A 19,628-nucleotide genomic window follows, 5' to 3' on the forward strand; every position below is an offset into this window, starting at 1 on the left:
ACTTTTTTAATTAATTTAACACCTCTAAATCTGGATTAACTCCAACCATATCGACTCCCCAACTGGTAAACAAGTCCAACAACAATTTCATATTATCTTGAATGTTCTGTGGAAATGCTAAAATTTCGTCGCTGGTTCTAAAAATCATTTCATTTAAGTAAGAGCGTACATCCTCTCCCTGATTTGCAAAGAACTCATCGTCTGGGGCAATCGCATCGTAATGCCTGATGGTTCCTGTAACACCTAAGTAGTTACCGTCTTCATCGTAACGCTGATAAATGGTACCTAAGCCAGAATCAAAAAAGTATTTTGCTGTAATAAATCCTTTTTCGTAAAACCATTCTTTATCGATTACAAAAACGAGTTTCTCTTCGGCTATATTTTCTTCCGCTCTATACACGGGTTCCATTTCGTATCCGTAATAAGCACTTTTATTGCCGTAAAACTGTTCTGGAATTTGATCGTATAAGTTGTTTACGCCCAACAAACGCGAAAAAAAGATGTAAAAATTATCTTTTGAAAAATTAACTTCGTTTCCAATGTCTGACAGGTCTACACCAAAAACTAAGGCATTATCGTTATAGACAGATCGTAATTGGCTGGTGGCCGCACTTGAATATCTAGCTTCAGATTCTATTAGCACACTCGCCGCACCACCGGTTACATTTCTAGGGCTAAAAACAGAAGTACTCACCAAAACTTTGTAAGGCATATAGCCGGCAATCATACTATTTGGTTCAAAATATTTAAACACGGTATCGTCAAGTAAGTTTACGGCGTCTGTTTTATATTGCTTATAAGCCGCTTCGTTTTCTTGTAATACTTCGCCTGTTTCATCATCATCAAATAAGGTACTTACTTTAGGGATTTCCATATCACCCCAAACTAAAGCTTCGCTATCTGAAGAAGCTACGTAAGCAAAGTCTATATTTTTATCGAACTCAAATAATACACCCATATTATAGTTTGTATATAAGCGCTCCACTTCGGCAATAGAATAATCCAACTGCGAGCTTACTCTATCGACATCTTTATTAGAAGCCTCCAGCGCGTCTTCCGTGCTGCAAGCGGTTACTACAGCTAGTAGTAACGTGATATATATTAAGGATTGTTTTTTCATAAGATCATAAAGATTGTAATTAAATTAGTTTTAAGATTCCGACACTAATCCTCTATAATTGGGATTTTCTCGTAACGTTCGTTATTTCTAATCTGGGGATTATTCTCGCGCTCTTCTAACGGGATTGGCAAGGTATAATTGATATCGTCTGATAATAAGGTATAAATTTCTGTAGCAGAAGTCGCACCGTTTTCTTCAATTACACTATAAACATGTTTAATTTCTGGTCTGTTTTCCATACGTCTTAAATCAAACCAACGGTGGTGATCTTCAAAACAAAATTCCTTTCTACGCTCTAGTAAAACATACTCTACAATACCATTGTCTGGATAGACTATATCTGCCGTAGAGTTGTAGCGAAAACCGTGTAAAGTTCTTATATCTGCCAAGGCATTTCCAGAATTACCTAGTTGCGCATACGCTTCTGCTCTATTAAGATAAGCTTCAGACACCCTTAAGTTAGCATAACCTAAATCTGTAAACAATCCGGTTTGATATTTTTTAGTACGGTAGGTAGCCTTACCAGTTGCATCGCTTACTTCTAAGAAAAAAGCATCTTTTCGTACATCTGCATCATCGTATAAATTTACTAACTCCGGATTTACAAAATAAGACAAGGTGTTTAGAGAAGATCCAGAACTGTACAATTGAAACAATGGTAAAACCGTGTAATACGAATACAAAATCTCGTCGTTACTATCTGTTACAAAAGGGACTTCTGGCGAAATTTTTGTTAAGTTACGTTGTGCTATAACTTGGTCTGCATAATCTATGGCTTCTTGCCATTTTTCTTGATATAACTTAACGCGAGACATTAATAAGTTACACGCTTCTGCATTAGGGTGCCAAATAGATTTTTCTAAACCACTAAACCCAATTAAATCTATAGCATGCTCAAGATCACTTTCTATTAGAGCATAACATTCTGCCACCGTATTACGGCTATACGCAAACTCTACACCTATATCGTCTCTTAGTGGGACGCCTAAATCGAAATTTGCAGAAGCAGCATCATAAGGCTGACCGTAAAGATTGAGTAAATTAAAATAACTTAAAGCTCTCACAAAATAGGCTTCGCCTTTAACATTATCAATTTCAGATTGCTCACCTATAGCTTCGTCTATTTGCGCAATAATATAATTGGCAATAGCTATATCTTCATACATACGCTCCCAAGAGCTATTTATGTTATTTATGGTGTTACCATCTTCGTCTATTTCTATTTCGCGTTGCCACGTATAGGTTGTTTTGTTATTAAATTTACGAGACGAAAAGGCTTTAGCATCTTCAACGATATTGTCTGTCATGTAATCTATATTACCAAAAATTGGGTATTGATAATTAAATTCACCTAACAATAACGCTGCATAATGATCTGTTTTTTCAGGAATTAATTTATCCTGACTCACTTCGTCTAGAAAATCGCTACATCCAAAAAATTGGAAACATAACACTATATATAGTACTTTTTTCATATTCAATATTTTTTAGAAACTCATATTTACACTTAAACTATAGGTTGGCAACACTGGTAAACCTATTCCTGAAACTTGATCTGGATCTTGACCTTTTAGATCTTTGTCGAAAGCGAAATAAGACAAATTACTACCTTGTAACCCTACATTCATATTTTTAATTCCGGCACCATCTAACAATTTATGAGGTATATTATACGATAGTGTTAAGGACTGTAAACGTATATGATCTCCGTTTACAATTCTAGCATCACTACGGTCGTACATCCACCAAGCATTGGTGCCACTTGGCACAACATATTCTCCATTTGTCACATAGATATAATCTAAACCATCGGCTCTAGATGCTACTGTAGTAAATGCTTGGTTGTAATTAGAAATTGTAGGGATATTAGTTAGCAACTCATCTCCAGGCTGTCTCCATCTGTTATTAAATTCTGCCGACATATTTTCATAAGGAAGTGGTAAGTTTTGGTTTCCGTTATATAGCGGAAGTAATCTGGTTTTGTACCCTAACTTATAGGTAAAGTTTGCCGCTAAGTTAAAGTTCCCCGACTTAATTTGAAGGCCGAAACCACCATAATACAATGGCACTCTACTTCCTTGGTATTCTAACACGGCTTCTAATTGCTCTTCTGGTGTTGCCCCTTCCATAACCAAATTTTTAAATGTTGGTAATCCTTGTTCGTTTAACCCGTCGAATTGGTAAGCAAAAAATCCGTTAGTAGGGAATCCTGCTCTATAAATACTTCCGTTTAAATAATCTGTAATGGTTAAGCCATCAAACTGAGCAACATCTTCAAAACCTGCTAATACACGGTCCTTTTCGTAAGAAAAATTAAAATGTGTACTTAAAGCCAAGTCGTCCATCTGAAGTAAAACAGAGCGCAACGAAATTTCGTAACTACTTACATCTTTACTTCCCGAATTAAATAATTGGTCTGCCGACCCGTTAACTAATGAGATTGGTCTTGATTGTAATAAATCTATACTCTTAGAATACGCGTAATCTAAGGCACCACTTAAACGACCTTCAAAGAAACTAAAGTTAAGTCCGATGTCTGTTGTCGTTGTTTTTTCCCAACGTAAATTTGCATTCGGAAAATCGCTTAATTGCGCTGTAGTTTCTGGATAATATATGGCATTGTTTCTACCATAATTAGAAATAATTAAATACGGACTTGCATTTGGCATCGTACCTCTAATACCATAAGAGGCTCTTAAACCTAATTCGTCTATTTTGTTATTTGTCCCGAAGAACTTCTCGTTATGAATATTCCATCTTCCAGATACCGACCATGTAGGCTTAAATTTATAACGCTCGTATTGTCCAAATTGATTAGACCCATCACTTCTCATATTAAAATTTAATACATAGCGGTTATCGTACACATAATTTAATATACCAAAGAAAGACATATTGTTGGTTACCCGGTCTGTAATAGAAGGATAGACACTCACACCCCCATCGGTAGTTAACCATTCAATCATAGCATCGTAATCGTAATTATCGAAATTTAAAACACTATCTCCGGCATCATTAGTGGTAGTTCCCACATTTGGTAAAGCGACAAAACCACGCCCTTGATAATGATTATAACCAGGAACAGAAAAACCTGTTGCCCCCCAATAATTAATTGAGCGCGCTTCTTGCCCTAAATTGATATTAAACACATGCTTATCTAATCTTAAATTATAATTTAACTGATTGGTAATTGCATAGGTATCTTGACTAACCATACCACCAGTATACACGCCACCAAACGGTAGGTGCCCCGATAAATCTTGACGCTGATCTATTAAATCTTCAAAAGCATCATACGTACGTAAATTAGCTGAATAATAAGTGTCTTCTGTAATCCACTCTTCCGATAAGTTGGTAGTATTTCTATAGCTAATCTGACTATTAAATCTAAAATGGTTTAAAAAACTCCAATTTATAGATGCTGCAATACCTAAATCTTTATTTATAATGCTTCGCTCCGAATTTTCCATTTCTCTCAAAACATTATACCCTGCATAGGTACGAGCTCCATATTTATCTTCGCCATGTATTTGTTGACTTTGAAGAAAATAAGTTCCGTCTTGGTTATAAATAGGCACCGATCTACTTGTATAATAGGCGGTATCAAACAAATTGACAGAACTATGATTATAGGCTGCATCTTGAATAGATCCATTTAATCTAAACGATAATTTTAAATTATCGCGTAAATCTAAATCTAAGTTAGAACGTGCTGTTATACGGCTTAAGTCTACATTTTGCTCTGCCCCTTGTTGATCATCGTAACCTAAAGAAAAATAATATTTAGCATTTTCGCCTCCTCCAGAAGCACTTATAGCGTGTTGTTGGGTAAAGCCATCTTGGTATAACGCACCAAACCAATCGCTATTTAACGTTTCTAGATAACTCACCTGATTTTGAAAATCTTGATGACTATAAGTACCATCCCATAAGTTCATTAAAGCACCTTCGTAACCTAGCCTATCAAAATTATCGTAAGATTGACTGTACCCTAGGTTTCTTGCTTGCATCTCTCTAGAAACATCTATACGATCTAGGGAATTCATTAAGTTTAAATCGGAGTACGTTGGTGCCTGAACATAGCTAAAACCTCCAGAATAACTCAACACTGGTTTTCCTTCCTTACCTCTTTTGGTAGTTATAACAATAACCCCATTGGCGGCACGTGTACCATAAATTGCTGTAGCCGAAGCATCTTTTAAGATATCGATTTTTGCAATATCGTTAGGATTAATTCCTGTTAAGGCATTACCGATAATATTAATATTATCGAAACTATTAATATCGCTAGCACTTAAAGGCACTGGATCTTCGTAAATAACACCATCTACAACCCAAAGCGGACTTTGATTCCCGGTAAATGTACTACCACCACGGATTCTAATTTTAGCAGCAGCACCAGGTGTAGAACTTATATTTGTTACAGACATACCAGTAGCCTTACCCTCTAACATTTTATCTATACTTACAGCCCCTACAACATCTAATTCTTCTGCAGAAACCGAAGAGATAGAACTCGTTAATTCCCGTTTATCTATAGTCTGATAACCAGTGATAACTACTTCTTCAAGGCCAAGAATTTCTTCTTCCATTCGTACAACTAGCACTTCGTTTTTGGCCACCTTAATTTCTTGAGTTTTATACCCCACAAAGGAGAAAACTAAAGTAATATTGGCTGCTGGCACCCGTATTTTGTATTTACCATCTATATCGGTAGAGGTTCCTAAAAGACCATTTTTCACTAAAATGGTAACTCCGGGTAATGGCAAATTTGATTTCGCATCGGTAACGACACCTTCTATAACAATGCCTTGAGTTGTTGTAGGAGTATCATCTTCTACAATCACAACAACACCATCTACAACTTTAAATGATAAATCGGTGCCTAATAAAACATCTCCTAAGAGTTTTTCTACAGATACATTGGCTTCATTAACTGAAATTTTTCCTAACTCGCCAATTTTTTGTTCGTTATAGAAAAAACTGTAATCTGTTTGCTTTCTAATTTCTTCAAAAAGTCTAGAAAAGCTTACATTCTTTAAATTTATACTCACATTTTTCGATTGCGAGTATCCCGCTGCATTTAAACTTAACACAGCGCTCAATATAAAAACAATAGTTAATCTCATACTTTTTTGATTGGATTTAATGACCTTTCAGCTAGCTGAAAAGCGGATAGTAATTTGTACTTTTTCATAGTTTGGTAGTTATTAGTGGTAAAAACATATGTCTATTAAGACATTAAACAAGCTTGTCTTTTTAATTATTTAATTACATAAATTGTTTTATTATTCTCTACTTTAATATGTACAGACATTTCTGCTTCAATAATTTCAAGAATATTTGTCATATCGTTATATCTAGGTAAGTCTCCTGTGAATTTTATTTGTTTTAAACTTTCATCTGTAAATACAACATCTACATTATACCATCTTGCCATTTTATCTAACAAGAACTCTAAAGACGCATTCTTAAACACAAAACGTCCATCTTTCCATGCGGTATAAGGATACACATCTACAATTTTTTTATTTAATTCTGAAGTGTTTTTGCGTAGTGTAGATTGCTCGTTCGGGCTTAGTATGATTTCCTTAGCAGACAAAGTATCTAAAACCTTTACTCGACCTTCTACTAAGGTGGTCTGGATGTTATTTTGATTCGTGTATGCAGAAACATTAAACTTAGTTCCTAACACCTCTATTTTTTGTTCTCCAGAAACCACTATAAAAGGCATTGCTTTATTGGATGCGACCTCAAAATACGCCTCTCCTTTTAAACTTACTTCCCTATGGCTTCCAGTAAATGGCACTTCGTACGTAAGTTCTGTATCGGAATTTAACCACACTTTTGTTCCGTCTGATAATACCAATTGATATTCTCCTCCTTTAGGAATTTTTAAGGTATTTATTTTAGAACTTACTACCTTTTCATTAGTATTTGTCTTATAAAACAAAACTCCTTTGGCATTAGATACTGCCGTTTTATTTTCAGCTATTTCGTTTTCTTGGCCGTCTTTAAGATCGACAACTTCTCCTGTAGATAAAACCAGTTGCGCATTAGAAGCACCGGGAGCAATACTGGAATTTTGTAAATTATCGTAAGAATCGAAGGCACTTCCCGTGTTAAACAATGAAAACAAAGCAATACCTATAACCAACACAGCCGCTACAGCCGAGGTCCATTTTATAACTCTTAAGCGCCTTACTTTGGTTCTAATTTTAGCATCCTCATCCATACGCTCTAAGAAATGTTTCCATTCTTTAGCAGTGTCAACCTTTTGCATTTTTTGCTTCCAGGCACTAAAAGCATCAGGATTAAGAATATCTTTTGCAACCTCTTGATTATTCCCTTTTTGCTCCCACTCAAATAATTCTTGTTCTTGTTCTTTAGTTAATGTTCCTAAAATTTTACCAACTAGAAGTTTTGAGTAGTGTATTTGATTTTTAATTTCATTCATTTTTTTAACTATTAATTTACAGCAAATTAACACGTATAATAAAATGACGCAGATATTTACAACAGGGGTGACACTTTCTTAAAAAAACTAAAAAAATTGAATAAAACTGGTAAGAAGTAATGTTGCAATTTTGGCTCCAAGTAAATCTCTAAGCTTGGCATAGGCCCGCTTTTTAACTGTTTTAACCGAATTGATTGAAATATTAAGCTGATCTGCAATTTCTTGGTTACTTAAGCCTTTTAATGCCAATTGTACCACTTGTTCTGCTTGTGGAGACAACTCTTGAATAGCATCATAAAGTAACTTGTACGTTTCTTCTCTTAAAATTTCATTTAAAAAAGATTGCTGTCCAACACTTAAACCTTCATCTAAAGTTGTGCTAGAAACTTTGTTTTCCTTTCGTAGCTGACTTATACTTGCGTTCTTTACTAAAACGTACAAATAGGCTTGTAATGCTTTTTCATTTTTAAATTCTTCGGTATCTCTTTCCCACAATTTAACAAATGCTTCTTGAGCCACGTCCTTTCCTTTTGCTTCACTTTTTAAAATACGAGAAGCAAGTAAGCACAAATGAGGAAAAAGACGATCAAAAATACCTTTAAACTCTTGGCCATTGTATGTAATTGTTTTATTAGCTACCTTCATTATAAATTGTCCCTAAGGCTAAACGCTACTTTAAATTTTTATTAGGTTTTGATTAAATTAAAATTATAAGTAATATTAAAACAGCCCTTGAATACGGCAAATTTAGAGAGAATCTAACATACTTTATAAAATTTAGTCAAAAAAACTTAGTTTTAAGGCCTTTTTACACGAAAATCAAAAAACAAAAACTTCATTCTAGAAACATTAATTTAACATACAGAATTCTAAGAAATCTACATTTCAAAAAAAAAAAAAAGATTGCCCATTAAGACAATCTTTTTTTGAATCATGTTAAACACTTATTTTACAATAATTTTTTGTGCATAAAAACCAGAATCGGTTTGAGCTTTTAAAATATATAAACCAGAGTTTAAGTTAAAATCTATAACTCTAGATTTTAACACACCGTTTTTAACAACTTTTCCCGTAACATCAAATATACTATAGGTCGCATTTACTAATGAAGGATCTACAGTTATTTGGTTTGTAGCCGGAACAGGATAGGCAGGCGCAATACCTTGAATTTGTACTTCTGAAACAGACAAAGTATTTAAATCTAATTTGTAAACCTCATCTCCTGCAGTACCATCATCGCCTTCAAAATATAAGGTAGTGCCAACTTTTATTGCACGTTGCGCAACAACAATATTTTCATCTAAAACCTCTACGCTTGTGCCATCTGTTCTAAATAGAAAATGGTAGCTACTAGAGTTTAACTCTCCCGAATAATATAAATAATCATCACTATCGTCTGGAGTTAAAAAATGATAAGGATCATGACTGCTTGAAGTATTGTCACTTATTTGTGTAATTGAATTTGTTTTAGAGTCGTATGTATATAAATTAGATACCGGATCGTATCCTCTAAAATACAACTTCCCTTTCCACACAGCATAGGCTAACGGATCGAAATCTTCTACTGCACTATTGGTTACCACTGTTACTTCTTCTGTAGTTGTGCCATCTGTTCTCCAAAAAGAATAGCCTCCTGAAAAATCACGAACTGTAAAATATAACTTACCATCGTATTCTATAAAATTGTAAGCACGTGAATTATCTACACCTGGTGTAAAATCATACACTAACGAAAATTGATCTGTCTCTGGATCGTACGAATACAATTCATCTCCTGTTGCTTCATTAATTTCTGGGATGGTTGCAAAGAAATATAACTTACCATTATAAGCTTGCAATAAACTATAAGATGTAGTAGACACAGAACTCCCTGAAGAATAAATGGTCTCTGTTTGAGTTCCATTGGAGTTCGCCACTTTACTTGCTGTTGTACCATCCCATTGCCATAATGAATTTGAGTAGTCTGCACTATTTACAAAATATAGGATACCGTCCATTTCGACTACATCATCCATCGAAGCTACTAATTCTGGTACTTCAACTGTATTCGCCACAGTACCATCGGTAGTGTAATGTGACGTGTTTGAATAACTAAAATGAAGTTTACCACCGTATTCAAAAAATCACCTGGAGAAGAATTCCCTGTTCCTGGATTAAGGTCCATATAACTTAACGTTTCGTTGCTTGGGTCTAAAATCCAAAGTTCATCACCAATATCCTCATTATTAGCTAAAGGACTTCCCTCAAACCCTGTATCGGCTTGAAAGTAAATTTTCCCATTGTACAAATACATTTGATCTGGGTCTGATCCTGATGACCCTGGTGCAATATCGAAAAGTAACGATCCTTGTGCATTCATTATTAAGGATCCAAAAATTGCAAAACATGTTAGTAGTTGTTTTTTCATGTGTTTTAGTTTGATTAAATTAGTTTTTTATTCACCTCATCCTTTGAGATTACATAAAAAAGACGCGCATATTTTTTATGCGGGTGACACCCTTCTCTAAAAAACCACAGCAAATTTGTTAAAACACAGCTATTAAATCTATAAAATCAAGTCAAAACATAACACAAACACACTATTTTAAGCATTATATTTAAATAATTATTAAAACTAATTTTGCCTACTTCAAATAACTTACAGAGACACAACCCGCTATGTACGAAGTTTATTTTCACATTCTAATTTAACGGCAGTATACAAATATGTTTGCAAATCTAATTCATCTTTAAACACTCCTTCATGTTTACCCAAATTTACAAACACTTGATGCGACACAATTTTTCCCGCTTGTTCACTTTCTAATAATCTAGAAGCTAAAGCATATAAATGCGGGTAAAACCGCTCAAATATTACTTTAAACTCTTTACTTGTATAAACTATATTTTTTCCTGCTAACGTCATATTTCATTTATACTATTGATGCTGCAATTAGAACGCCATATTTTAAACATTTGGAAACAACATCAAAATGGATTATTATTTTATAGAATTACATAATTTATTATATAAACGCAAAACAACATGGCAAGGAGTGACTAGGTTCTAATAATTATTAATTTTTAGAATCTGTTTTTTGCTGTTACATAAATCGTTTGTGGAGAATCAATTTTATTGACTTCACTTTTCTGTGAAGCCATATAAACTATTGTAGGGAGACCGAGATTTGAACTCGACACATTAGGAATAATAATCTTCAAAAAGCACTTTTTTCTAAGCCAATAATAAGATACTTCTATAATTATTGAAAGAACCAAAGCAATCAATAGTCTTCACATATGTTTACCATTATTAAATTATAAGTATCAGACTTGCCTACATCAATTTACCTCTAAATTCACCAAATGAATATTTTAAGGCCAGACTCTAGGTGACTAACCCTTACTTATACCTTTCTATAATTTGCACTGCCTTTGGCAATAATGGTATACGAATTGGATTAGTGGTTTTTTCACGTCTGTAATAAATCCATAATCCACCATCTATTCCAATAACTACATTATCTGCTGTCCTATTAATCATTTCAATATAACTCAAACTAGTATAGCAAGCGAATACAAATAAATCCTTTACCAAATTCAGTCGAGGGGATTAAAAACAACTTATTTTCTATAACTTGAAGCTCTTCGCTACTCAAAAAACTTCTGTCATTTTTAATAAATTTAGATTTGAAACTCACAAATGGGTCACGTTCTATCCACCCCAATTTAAACGATAGGTTTATCAATTTCCTAAAGCGCTCTATATGCTTCATCACCGTATTATTAGCCATGGGTTTTTGATGATCCACAGGCATATAACCTCTAAGATACTTCTCGAACTTAATAATAAAGTGATAATCGAGTTCCCTTAAATATAAGTCCGTGGTTTTATAGCTTTTTAGTAAAAATTTTGAAATATATTTTTGTGTAGTAAAGTAGTTTTTTTGTGTTCCCCACTTTAATTTATTTACCATATCTTCATTATGGTAATTTACGATATCCATAATTGAATGGCTAGTATCGTCTTGCCCAAAATATCTTGCCTTAATTGCTTGAGAAGTAATTAACTTTTTTTCTCCCATTAAATCCCTATAACATTTAAAAAGATGATTAAAGGTTTCGTCTAAATAACTATTAAGCATTCTAGATTTCTGGTTGGTTCCACGGGCTCAATTTTTATGGATATCCCAATCAGTTATCAAAACTTTACGTTTTAAACTAATGGTTGTACGCTTACCATTTACGGTAATTCTTGCATAAATTGATGCATGTTCTTTTTTTGCCCTAGAAAAGTCTACCCAGAACAAAATACTGAAGGTGGTGGATGTTTTCATAATTTCGTCTTTTTGTTAACACATATTCATTGTTATCAGACGAAAGTCAAATCACTTATAAAGATACATTTATTTACTGACTATCAAAATCTTAGTCTAAATCTGGTCAACAAATTTTAAGATTTTATTTTGTTATCCGATTTGTTGACATTTTATTAAATATTATTTGTTTTATTTTGATGTCACAAAAAAACAAAAAAACCTGATAATCATAAGATTAACAGGTTTTTGATATAGTTTGATACTATATAAAGTCGGGGTGGCAGGATTAACCATCAAACCACAACCCACAGATCTTCAACACACTAACACCGTTACGTATTAATTACTCACCGAATAGTACACTTTATTAACAAGAACTATAAAACAAAAATTAGCTTATCATTTCTATGTATAAAGATACAATTAAAATTAACCCTATTTAAATATTATTGATTGTTGAAATAGTATTTTTAAATCTGATAGAATATTTTCTGCTCAAAATTATGACGGGTAATACCTTATAATAAATGTAACAAATGGTCAATTTCTTTAATTATTCTTAATTAAGGAGTATTGAAGCATGTTAAAATTCAAGATATTCAAACCTCTACTCAACCATTTAAAATAAATTCAGGAAATCAGTAATCAAAACTAAAATATCCAAAACCTTAAAACATTTAACATTATGGCCACAAGTATCGTAACAACAGAAGACCTTATTGAGTTTAGAGCAAAACTTCTACAGGATATCAAAACCCTATTATCGAATAAGGATAAGAAAGAGTTCAAAAAACATATTAGATCCTCCGAAGTTATGAATCTTTTAAATATTAGCCCTGGAACATTACAAAACTTTCGTATAAACGGAACAATACCATATACCAAAATTGGAAATATTATCTATTATAAGTTAACAGACATTCAAAAGATATTAGAAGAGAATAGAATATCAGATGGAGGTCCATATTAAATTACTATTTATTCTAATGCTTTACCTTATAATGCTCAAGTCTGTCTTGAGCATTATTTATTTTGTGTAATTGCTATTTGCTAAACTCAAACTTATTCTCTAAAAAACTGCTTAATAATTAATCTATTAAATATACTGAAATCCAATTTTAATAGCTTGTCTTATTTTCTAAATTTCATTTTTTTACTTCACTACATTTCCATTCTATAATCCGAGTTTTTTTTCTGTGGAATAACTTATTCAAAAAAGAATTCCGAAATGGTTATTAAGGGTTTGGTTGATGCTTCTCAATACTCATTGATAATAGTCATCATTCAGTCAAAACATGTTTTTAGAACCTACTCTAATGTTTCTTTTCTGATTCCTAAATATTCCACAGGAAAAATACACTTCATTTCAAAAAACTTAAGCCTCAAAAGTAAAGTTATCGACTAGGTCTTCCTCATATTTTTACTAGCCCTCTTGAACTTTTCTATCATAGAAACCCTACTTCAAAATTTCAAATCTTTCTCCTTTATTATCTGTATTCATAGTTTTGGGTAAAAAATGTACCGGTTTTATTAGGCTGAGCTGGTTTTTGGGTAAAAAAACAGATAATGAATTGGTTGAAAGCCGAAACCAATAAACACAATAACCTAAAAACCAACTAATTATAAAAAACATGAAATTAGTAACCGCGAGCTAGCGGGTTACCCTCTTGCTCTTCAATTTCGTCCCGTAACATCGGGACAAAAATCAGACTACTAGATAAGCTCTACTTCGAATGGAATAATTAAATAGTGGTCAATTATTGTTTTCACTATAAAAAAATTTACGATGATTATTTTTTAATCAAAACTCAAATAATTTAGAATTAACAAAACCTATATCATTCATTTCAAAAGAATACTCATTTTTTTTAATTTAATTATATTTCTTTTTTTACTGCGAATTAACATCCAATATTCAAGCTTGACAAAGACTTATAAAAGTGGTGAGACCCGAACCCGGTTATGCAGTCTTCAAGTTTGAATATTGTAATTTTGCAGTCTAAAAAAGAACATTTATAAACTTTCAGGATGAAAAATATTTCAATTGTATTTGATTTTTTTTACATCCATTAAAAAGAGTATAAAGCTCTGCTCTTTAGCATGTCTAACAACTTTTTTAAAAAAAAATTGATAGTACTTTAAGATCAAGGCTTTAAAATTAGTAAAATGGAAAATAGAAGACTGAGGAAAGTATTATTTATTTGCAGTTTCTCGGCAAGTAAGTATTATAAAGATTTTAAACAATTATATTTCTGGATTATAACAAAAGAGAGTGGTGAAAATCTAGCTCAAATTACATTCTGGAATAAACTATTAAAACAAGATTTTGCCATTGCTAAACCTCATTAGTGACATGATGAAAACTAAAGTAGTAATTTAGTAAGTTGAACCGAATTTTTTAATCACTTTATAAATCTTAGGCGACATTATAACAGTAAGTTTATTAATCATTATATATCCGAAAGTTAACATATAGGGTAGTTTTTTTTACACCTTGATGACCCTAACCTCAGCAAAAGAATATCATTAATTAATAATTTTTACGGATAGAATAAATCATTAACAGATTAAATTTAGCAAATCGGATATAAAAAACAGGAACAATCGAATTCAATAAGAATATCCCTAAATTCTTATAAATAATTCTTTATATATGAGCTGCAATTAAATTACATGGTCTAACTTTTTTAAATATTCAAAAAACAAAAAAGGATACCCTCAGGATATCCTTTTTTAAAACAAACTAACTTGTAATTGTTATATTATCTTAAAAGTAGTTTTACTGATTTTTGACCTTCAACGGTTTTAACAGTTGCAATATAAAGTCCAGGTCTAAAGGTAAAACTCGTGTCACTAGACGTTTCCACAGTTTGTACTAATGCACCTGTAAGGCTATAAATATTAATTGAGGTTGCATACTTTACATTAGAAACTTCAATTCTGTTTCCAATGGCTTTAAGGTTTGTAGAAACTTGAAATGCTTTCTTATTAATACTCAATGTTGTTTCTCCAACATTAGCACTCGCTTCAATTTTATACAGACTAAAGTTATTAGTACCATAAATATAAATATTTCCAATACCGCCGGTATAACTTGCTGAAAGAATAACATAATCTTTATCATTTAATGGCGCATCATATTGCCCTAAAACATTAGTGCCATCCGTTACTAAAAGACTACGCTCACTACTACCACCGCTTCGACACCAAATTTTCACATCGCAATCACCCTTTACGGCAAATTTTAAATAACGTACAGTTGGCATATTTCCTGTTGCTGCCCCACCTCCATTTAATTTATAACGATTCGCCGCGGTAAAACCATCACTAAACTTACTATCGTCAACGGGAGCATCTTCTATCTCCCCCATAAGGTTTTCACTGTCGGAATGGGGATACGCTGCCAAATTATCTAGTAAGACACCTGAACCTCCGGAAGGAATACCATCATTCACAGGAAAATATCCTCCGCCATCATTTCCCAAATCCCAAGTCTTTTGAGCGTGAATTGATAACGAAAAAAATAAAATTGGTACAATAATTAATAGTAATTGTTTTTTCATAATTTTTAGGTTTTAGTTAAATCGATCACTTGATTGTAATCGATTGCCTAATTTAAGAAATTATATTCGATGATAAATAAAAAATTTTCATTTTAACACACTTAAAATTCTTTTTTCGCAGCAAAATGGATTTATAAGTATTCAATTCATAATTTAAACCAAACTTTATTGTTGAAAAATAAAAGCGAGCGTGTAAAATAAATAATACGCTCGCTTCATTTAGACAGAATTAGGAGAAATTATTAATGTGCAGAAATTTTCACCACTTTTACACCTACTGCATCTTTAATCCTTAAAATATACAGTCCGTTCTTTAAATTAAAATGGGAATCACCAACAACATCAATAGAGTTTACCAGAGCTCCAGTAAAACTATATACTTGAATATTTGTTTTAGAAGTTACATTTGAAAGATAAACATTCCCTTTGTAAGCTTTAACTACCACCGAGTTTGTTGAGCTAATATGATCATTAACACTCAGTACCAATGTCTCAATAGGATCCCAATCATCATTCCCTTTTGTGAATTCAAAAGGATCGATATTTGTACCATCCTTCAATATTGGAGATGACAAAACAGTAGACCAGGAAGCGCGACTTGCCGTATTATCTACTAAAGCTTTCTCTATTGTTCCGTATTCATACATTAAATCGGACTCCCCACTTAAAGAGTTTGTCCATCCAGCTGGACTAATTAACGATTGTCCTTCGGCCCCTGGATAGGTTGATGCATCGATATTTGTTTTGTAGAATACCACCTCACTAGTATTGGCTCTCCAAGGACGCCCAAAATAGCCTGGTTTAGCTCCATGGGTTGATGCTGTTTCAACACCTGGAACCGTCGATTTTACATGGCATTCGTACATTAAGTAGCCTCTGCCAGAATCTTGTTGTGCCGCGGTAATATAGGCCGCATCACTAGAAGTATCACTGGTATTAAATACAAAATCTGTTTGATAGAAAACTGCAGTCATGCCTCCAAAAATATAATCGACTGCCCCCATCATAGCACCTTTGTAAACCACAACTCTTGATCCTACGCCACCGTAAAATGAATCTTGGCGCCCAATAACACGACAGTTATTTAACACAACCTTATCGGTATTGTTTGCAATCCCAATAGCAGCTGCTTGAGTAACATAGCCTTTAGAACGATCTTGAACCTCAGTATTTCCGTAATCGGTTGGTCTTACAGGTTCTGAAGCAGTATTTTTAGCCTGCACAACATCTTGCGATTCTTTATAAGAAATGTATTGATTGAATGAGTTTTCTAAAATAATATCTTCAGCCGTAAAACCATCGGCTTTCACCACAACCGTCGCATTCCAATAGGAAGCACCGCCACCAGAGCCTTCTTTATTTTCATAATTTGTATAGCCGTTTGCTTTATTAACATGTAAGGCTTCAGCACTCCATTTATTATCTTCACCTTGACTAAAGAAATTGTATTTTTGTCCATAATACGAGGTAATTCTAACCGCGTTGGCATCAATATCAACACCTTTATTTAAAATAGCAATACTTGGTGCCGATGCTGCATTTTTTAAAGTCACATTTTTACTGGTAATTTCAAGCATTTCTTCATAGTTACCAGGATCAATCATCACTGTAACACGCTCATCATTTGGTCTGTCCATTTCTGCTATCGCAGCTAAAGCTTCATTAATAGTTAAGTAATCTTTTCCAGATCCCACGGTAATCACATCAGAAAAAGCAACAGCTTGTTTCACTTCAATATTTGTAAAGTAAGTGGTTCCTAAAGCATTCAATATAACTGTACCCGCAACATTTCCTGGATATAAATATTGAACCGTTTCAAAAGTATTGGTGCTCCCACTAGAGCTTACTATAGGTGTTCCGCCTGCAATATCAAAATTGGCTGCATAATAGTAAGTCACAATCATTTTATCGCCAGGCTGCATAGGAACCTCAACAGTATTTCCTGCATTAGCTACCAAATGTCCTTTAGCTTTCTCGTTTTTAACTCCAGATAAAACTAAGCCCTTATAGTGGGTGTCGGTGTTTATAATGTCTTTATCATCAAAACTCCAATTCGTTACTTGATTAAACACCAAGTGCATGGAAGTGGCTGCTCCAGAAACTGTTAAATTAGGAGTTAAAGCTAATTCTAAAGCATAGTCATCCAATCCACTATAACTTACCTTATAAACAGCATCGCGTAGAGATACGGATGTAACATCACTAAAATTATAGCTGTAATTTTCATCATTTAAATTAGTAAACGTAAGGTTTAATAAACCACGTAGTGTGGCATCTAAATCTGGTGTATTAATAGTTACAGCATGTAAAGGTTTTGCTGTAAATGCAATATCGTAGGTTTGAGCGCCTGTAATCGTTATTTTATCTGATGAAATTTCGTAATCATCTTCACCAGTTGCTGTTATGGTATATTCTATACCAGCTTCAAGACTCACACTATAAGTTGAAGCGCTTGTATTTAAAGCCACTACAGGAGTGTAAACTGTGTTTGCAGAAGGGTCTGGCGTAAAAGTTAGAGTTAAATTACTAAGATTTGATAACCCTGAAATAGCACCAGTAACTTCGAATAAATCTACTTTTACCACAGTTACATCATGTGTTGTGGTTGATGCATTGGCATTTAAAGTTAATCCGTTAGTAATAACATACCCATTTGCACCTCCTAAACTAAGGTTGTATGTATACTCTATAGGTAAATTTACACTATAAACAGAACCAGAAACAACTGCTGAAAATACTTTACCAGCTTCGTTTGTAAAATCTACAGAATAACCACTTGGAATATTTGCAGCTGAAGTTTCATCTACAGTTCCTGTAACGGTAACATATTCAGCTGGTTTTCTATATATTCTGTAAAAACTTGGTTTATCGCTAATATCATAGACACGGAATTCTCCTGCTTCTTTAGCCACAAAATTAACCTCTTGAATTGTAGCTCCTACCGCTACAACATCATCTTGAGTATCTGCTCCAGAAACATTTTCAAAATGTATCTGACCTGTGCCTGACTGTGTAATCATCATCAAAGTTACTTCATCATCTTCATCTAAATTCAAACTCATATAGCGCGATGAAGTACCTCCATTTTGGTACAATCTCCCTGTATATCCTGATGCACTAACAGATTCATCATATCTAGTCAGGTTAGTGTTCGATGTTCTCAAACGGTCGTTGGTACCTCCTACCCATGACAAAATACCTTCAGTAAACGTTTGAGGTGTATTTTTATTAGATGTTCCTGGAGTTACACCTGGATACCAGGCATTAATTGTTGATTCATCTAACATGTTATTATATAAAAAGGGATCTAATTGTTCGGCTCCAAAATCCCAAACATCTGTTTTTACCACGTTAACCACGGTGGTAGTTACCTCTACTTTAGGTGTATACGCATTTGATCCAGCAAGCGTAAAGTATAAAGTCGTGGCTCCACCTAGATAAGTAAACTCGTAAGTACCTGTTTTATCTACAGTTACTTTTACATCTGCACTTCCTAAATCGGTACCTCCAGTTGTTCTCCCACCGTTCATGATACCAGAACTATGCACAGATCCTGAAAAAGTTACTGTTGTACTACCTGTATCAACATCTAATTCTAAAACATTTGTGTTCTTAAATACAACACCGTAACCTGCGCTGTGGTATTGTGTGGTTGCTGCCTGGGTTCTTAATTTACCATCTGGACTAGTCGTTGAGGTTAATGTACTACCTGAATTAGTAAAGGTACTTCCGTCTGTAAAATCATAGGTCGTACTGATTTGCCCTTGCACTAAAAAGACGCAAAAAAGCATGGGAATCAAAAAGAAAAAGGAATTTTTTTTCATACTTAAGATTAATTATAGTTTTTATTTAGTTTAGACATAAGATGGTATTCCAAATACACAAATTCATATCCAGGTTTATTTAGAACACCCAATTTGAATATGCTTTCTTTAATTTACCTACCCTTATAGGTTATGATTGTTAATAGAACATATTTTTAAAAAATGAAAGCCCTAGGTGTTTCCCATATGATATTCAAAAAACACAAATTCATTTTATATTACTAATTAAGTAATCGATTACACGAATGTATATTAAAATATTCAATTCGCAAAAAAAAGTTGTTAAAATTAAATTTTACATATTTAAAAGATACTTGCATTAGTATTTTATCAGTCACTCACTGATTAAGTAATTAAACAAACATG

The 19,628-nt window shown here is 33.3% G+C and carries 15 protein-coding genes; 2 read left to right on the forward strand and 13 right to left on the reverse strand.

All coding sequences use genetic code 11. From position 1 onward, the window contains the following. Positions 1 to 10: 10 nt before the first annotated feature. From A9D35_RS05510 to A9D35_RS18335, 11 genes are all read right to left on the reverse strand, one after another. On the reverse strand, positions 11 to 1,120 hold the full coding sequence (locus tag A9D35_RS05510; protein WP_066220084.1) for a hypothetical protein: 1,110 nt from the start codon (positions 1,118 to 1,120) through the stop codon (positions 11 to 13). A gap of 44 nt (positions 1,121 to 1,164) precedes the next feature. Then, positions 1,165 to 2,595, reverse strand: coding sequence for a RagB/SusD family nutrient uptake outer membrane protein (locus A9D35_RS05515; RefSeq protein ID WP_066220087.1), 1,431 nt, complete (start codon positions 2,593 to 2,595; stop codon positions 1,165 to 1,167). Positions 2,596 to 2,607: 12 nt separating this feature from the next. Continuing rightward, the gene (locus A9D35_RS05520) at positions 2,608 to 6,249 is read right to left on the reverse strand and encodes a SusC/RagA family TonB-linked outer membrane protein (RefSeq protein WP_066220090.1); all 3,642 of its coding nucleotides are present in this window, start codon (positions 6,247 to 6,249) and stop codon (positions 2,608 to 2,610) included. Positions 6,250 to 6,383: 134 nt separating this feature from the next. Beyond that, positions 6,384 to 7,577 (reverse strand): FecR family protein, encoded by a 1,194-nt coding sequence (locus A9D35_RS05525; RefSeq protein WP_066220093.1) that lies wholly within the window; start codon positions 7,575 to 7,577, stop codon positions 6,384 to 6,386. 87 nt (positions 7,578 to 7,664) lie between these two features. Further along, positions 7,665 to 8,222: an RNA polymerase sigma factor gene (locus A9D35_RS05530; RefSeq protein WP_066220096.1), complete on the reverse strand. Its 558-nt coding sequence runs from the start codon at positions 8,220 to 8,222 to the stop codon at positions 7,665 to 7,667. A gap of 299 nt (positions 8,223 to 8,521) precedes the next feature. Continuing rightward, positions 8,522 to 9,631 carry a T9SS type A sorting domain-containing protein gene (locus A9D35_RS05535; RefSeq protein ID WP_066220098.1) on the reverse strand — a complete coding sequence of 370 codons (1,110 nt, stop codon included), beginning with the start codon at positions 9,629 to 9,631 and terminating at the stop codon, positions 8,522 to 8,524. Then, complete coding sequence (locus A9D35_RS05540; protein ID WP_066220101.1) at positions 9,601 to 9,984, reverse strand: hypothetical protein; 384 nt, start codon at positions 9,982 to 9,984, stop codon at positions 9,601 to 9,603. The genes A9D35_RS05535 and A9D35_RS05540 overlap by 31 nt, the downstream gene beginning before the upstream one ends. 249 nt (positions 9,985 to 10,233) lie before the next feature. After that, on the reverse strand, positions 10,234 to 10,482 hold the full coding sequence (locus A9D35_RS05545) for an RNA polymerase sigma factor (RefSeq protein WP_066220103.1): 249 nt from the start codon (positions 10,480 to 10,482) through the stop codon (positions 10,234 to 10,236). A gap of 477 nt (positions 10,483 to 10,959) precedes the next feature. Next, a complete protein-coding gene (locus tag A9D35_RS18670; protein WP_159427043.1) occupies positions 10,960 to 11,100 on the reverse strand; it encodes a site-specific integrase in 141 nt (46 codons plus the stop codon). A 16-nt stretch (positions 11,101 to 11,116) separates the two neighbouring features. Then, entirely contained in the window at positions 11,117 to 11,641 is a 525-nt protein-coding gene (locus A9D35_RS05550; protein WP_159427044.1) for a phage integrase SAM-like domain-containing protein, read from the reverse strand. Positions 11,642 to 11,728: 87 nt separating this feature from the next. Beyond that, entirely contained in the window at positions 11,729 to 11,893 is a 165-nt protein-coding gene (locus A9D35_RS18335; protein WP_083191633.1) for an Arm DNA-binding domain-containing protein, read from the reverse strand. A gap of 667 nt (positions 11,894 to 12,560) precedes the next feature. On the opposite strand from A9D35_RS18335, the gene A9D35_RS05555 reads away from it, so the two are divergent. After that, the gene (locus tag A9D35_RS05555) at positions 12,561 to 12,845 is read left to right on the forward strand and encodes a helix-turn-helix domain-containing protein (protein ID WP_066220109.1); all 285 of its coding nucleotides are present in this window, start codon (positions 12,561 to 12,563) and stop codon (positions 12,843 to 12,845) included. 1,196 nt (positions 12,846 to 14,041) lie between these two features. After that, a complete protein-coding gene (locus A9D35_RS18900) occupies positions 14,042 to 14,224 on the forward strand; it encodes a hypothetical protein (protein WP_066220110.1) in 183 nt (60 codons plus the stop codon). A 413-nt stretch (positions 14,225 to 14,637) separates the two neighbouring features. Here A9D35_RS18900 and A9D35_RS05565 read toward each other — a convergent pair whose 3' ends face one another. Both A9D35_RS05565 and A9D35_RS05570 read right to left on the reverse strand, forming a co-directional pair. Continuing rightward, entirely contained in the window at positions 14,638 to 15,438 is an 801-nt protein-coding gene (locus A9D35_RS05565) for a T9SS type A sorting domain-containing protein (RefSeq protein ID WP_066220114.1), read from the reverse strand. Positions 15,439 to 15,680: 242 nt separating this feature from the next. Continuing rightward, a complete protein-coding gene (locus tag A9D35_RS05570; RefSeq protein WP_066220117.1) occupies positions 15,681 to 19,262 on the reverse strand; it encodes a pectinesterase family protein in 3,582 nt (1,193 codons plus the stop codon). Positions 19,263 to 19,628 lie beyond the last annotated feature (366 nt).

Source organism: Formosa haliotis (assembly GCF_001685485.1).
In the GTDB taxonomy this organism is placed as follows: Bacteria; Bacteroidota; Bacteroidia; order Flavobacteriales; family Flavobacteriaceae; genus Formosa; species Formosa haliotis.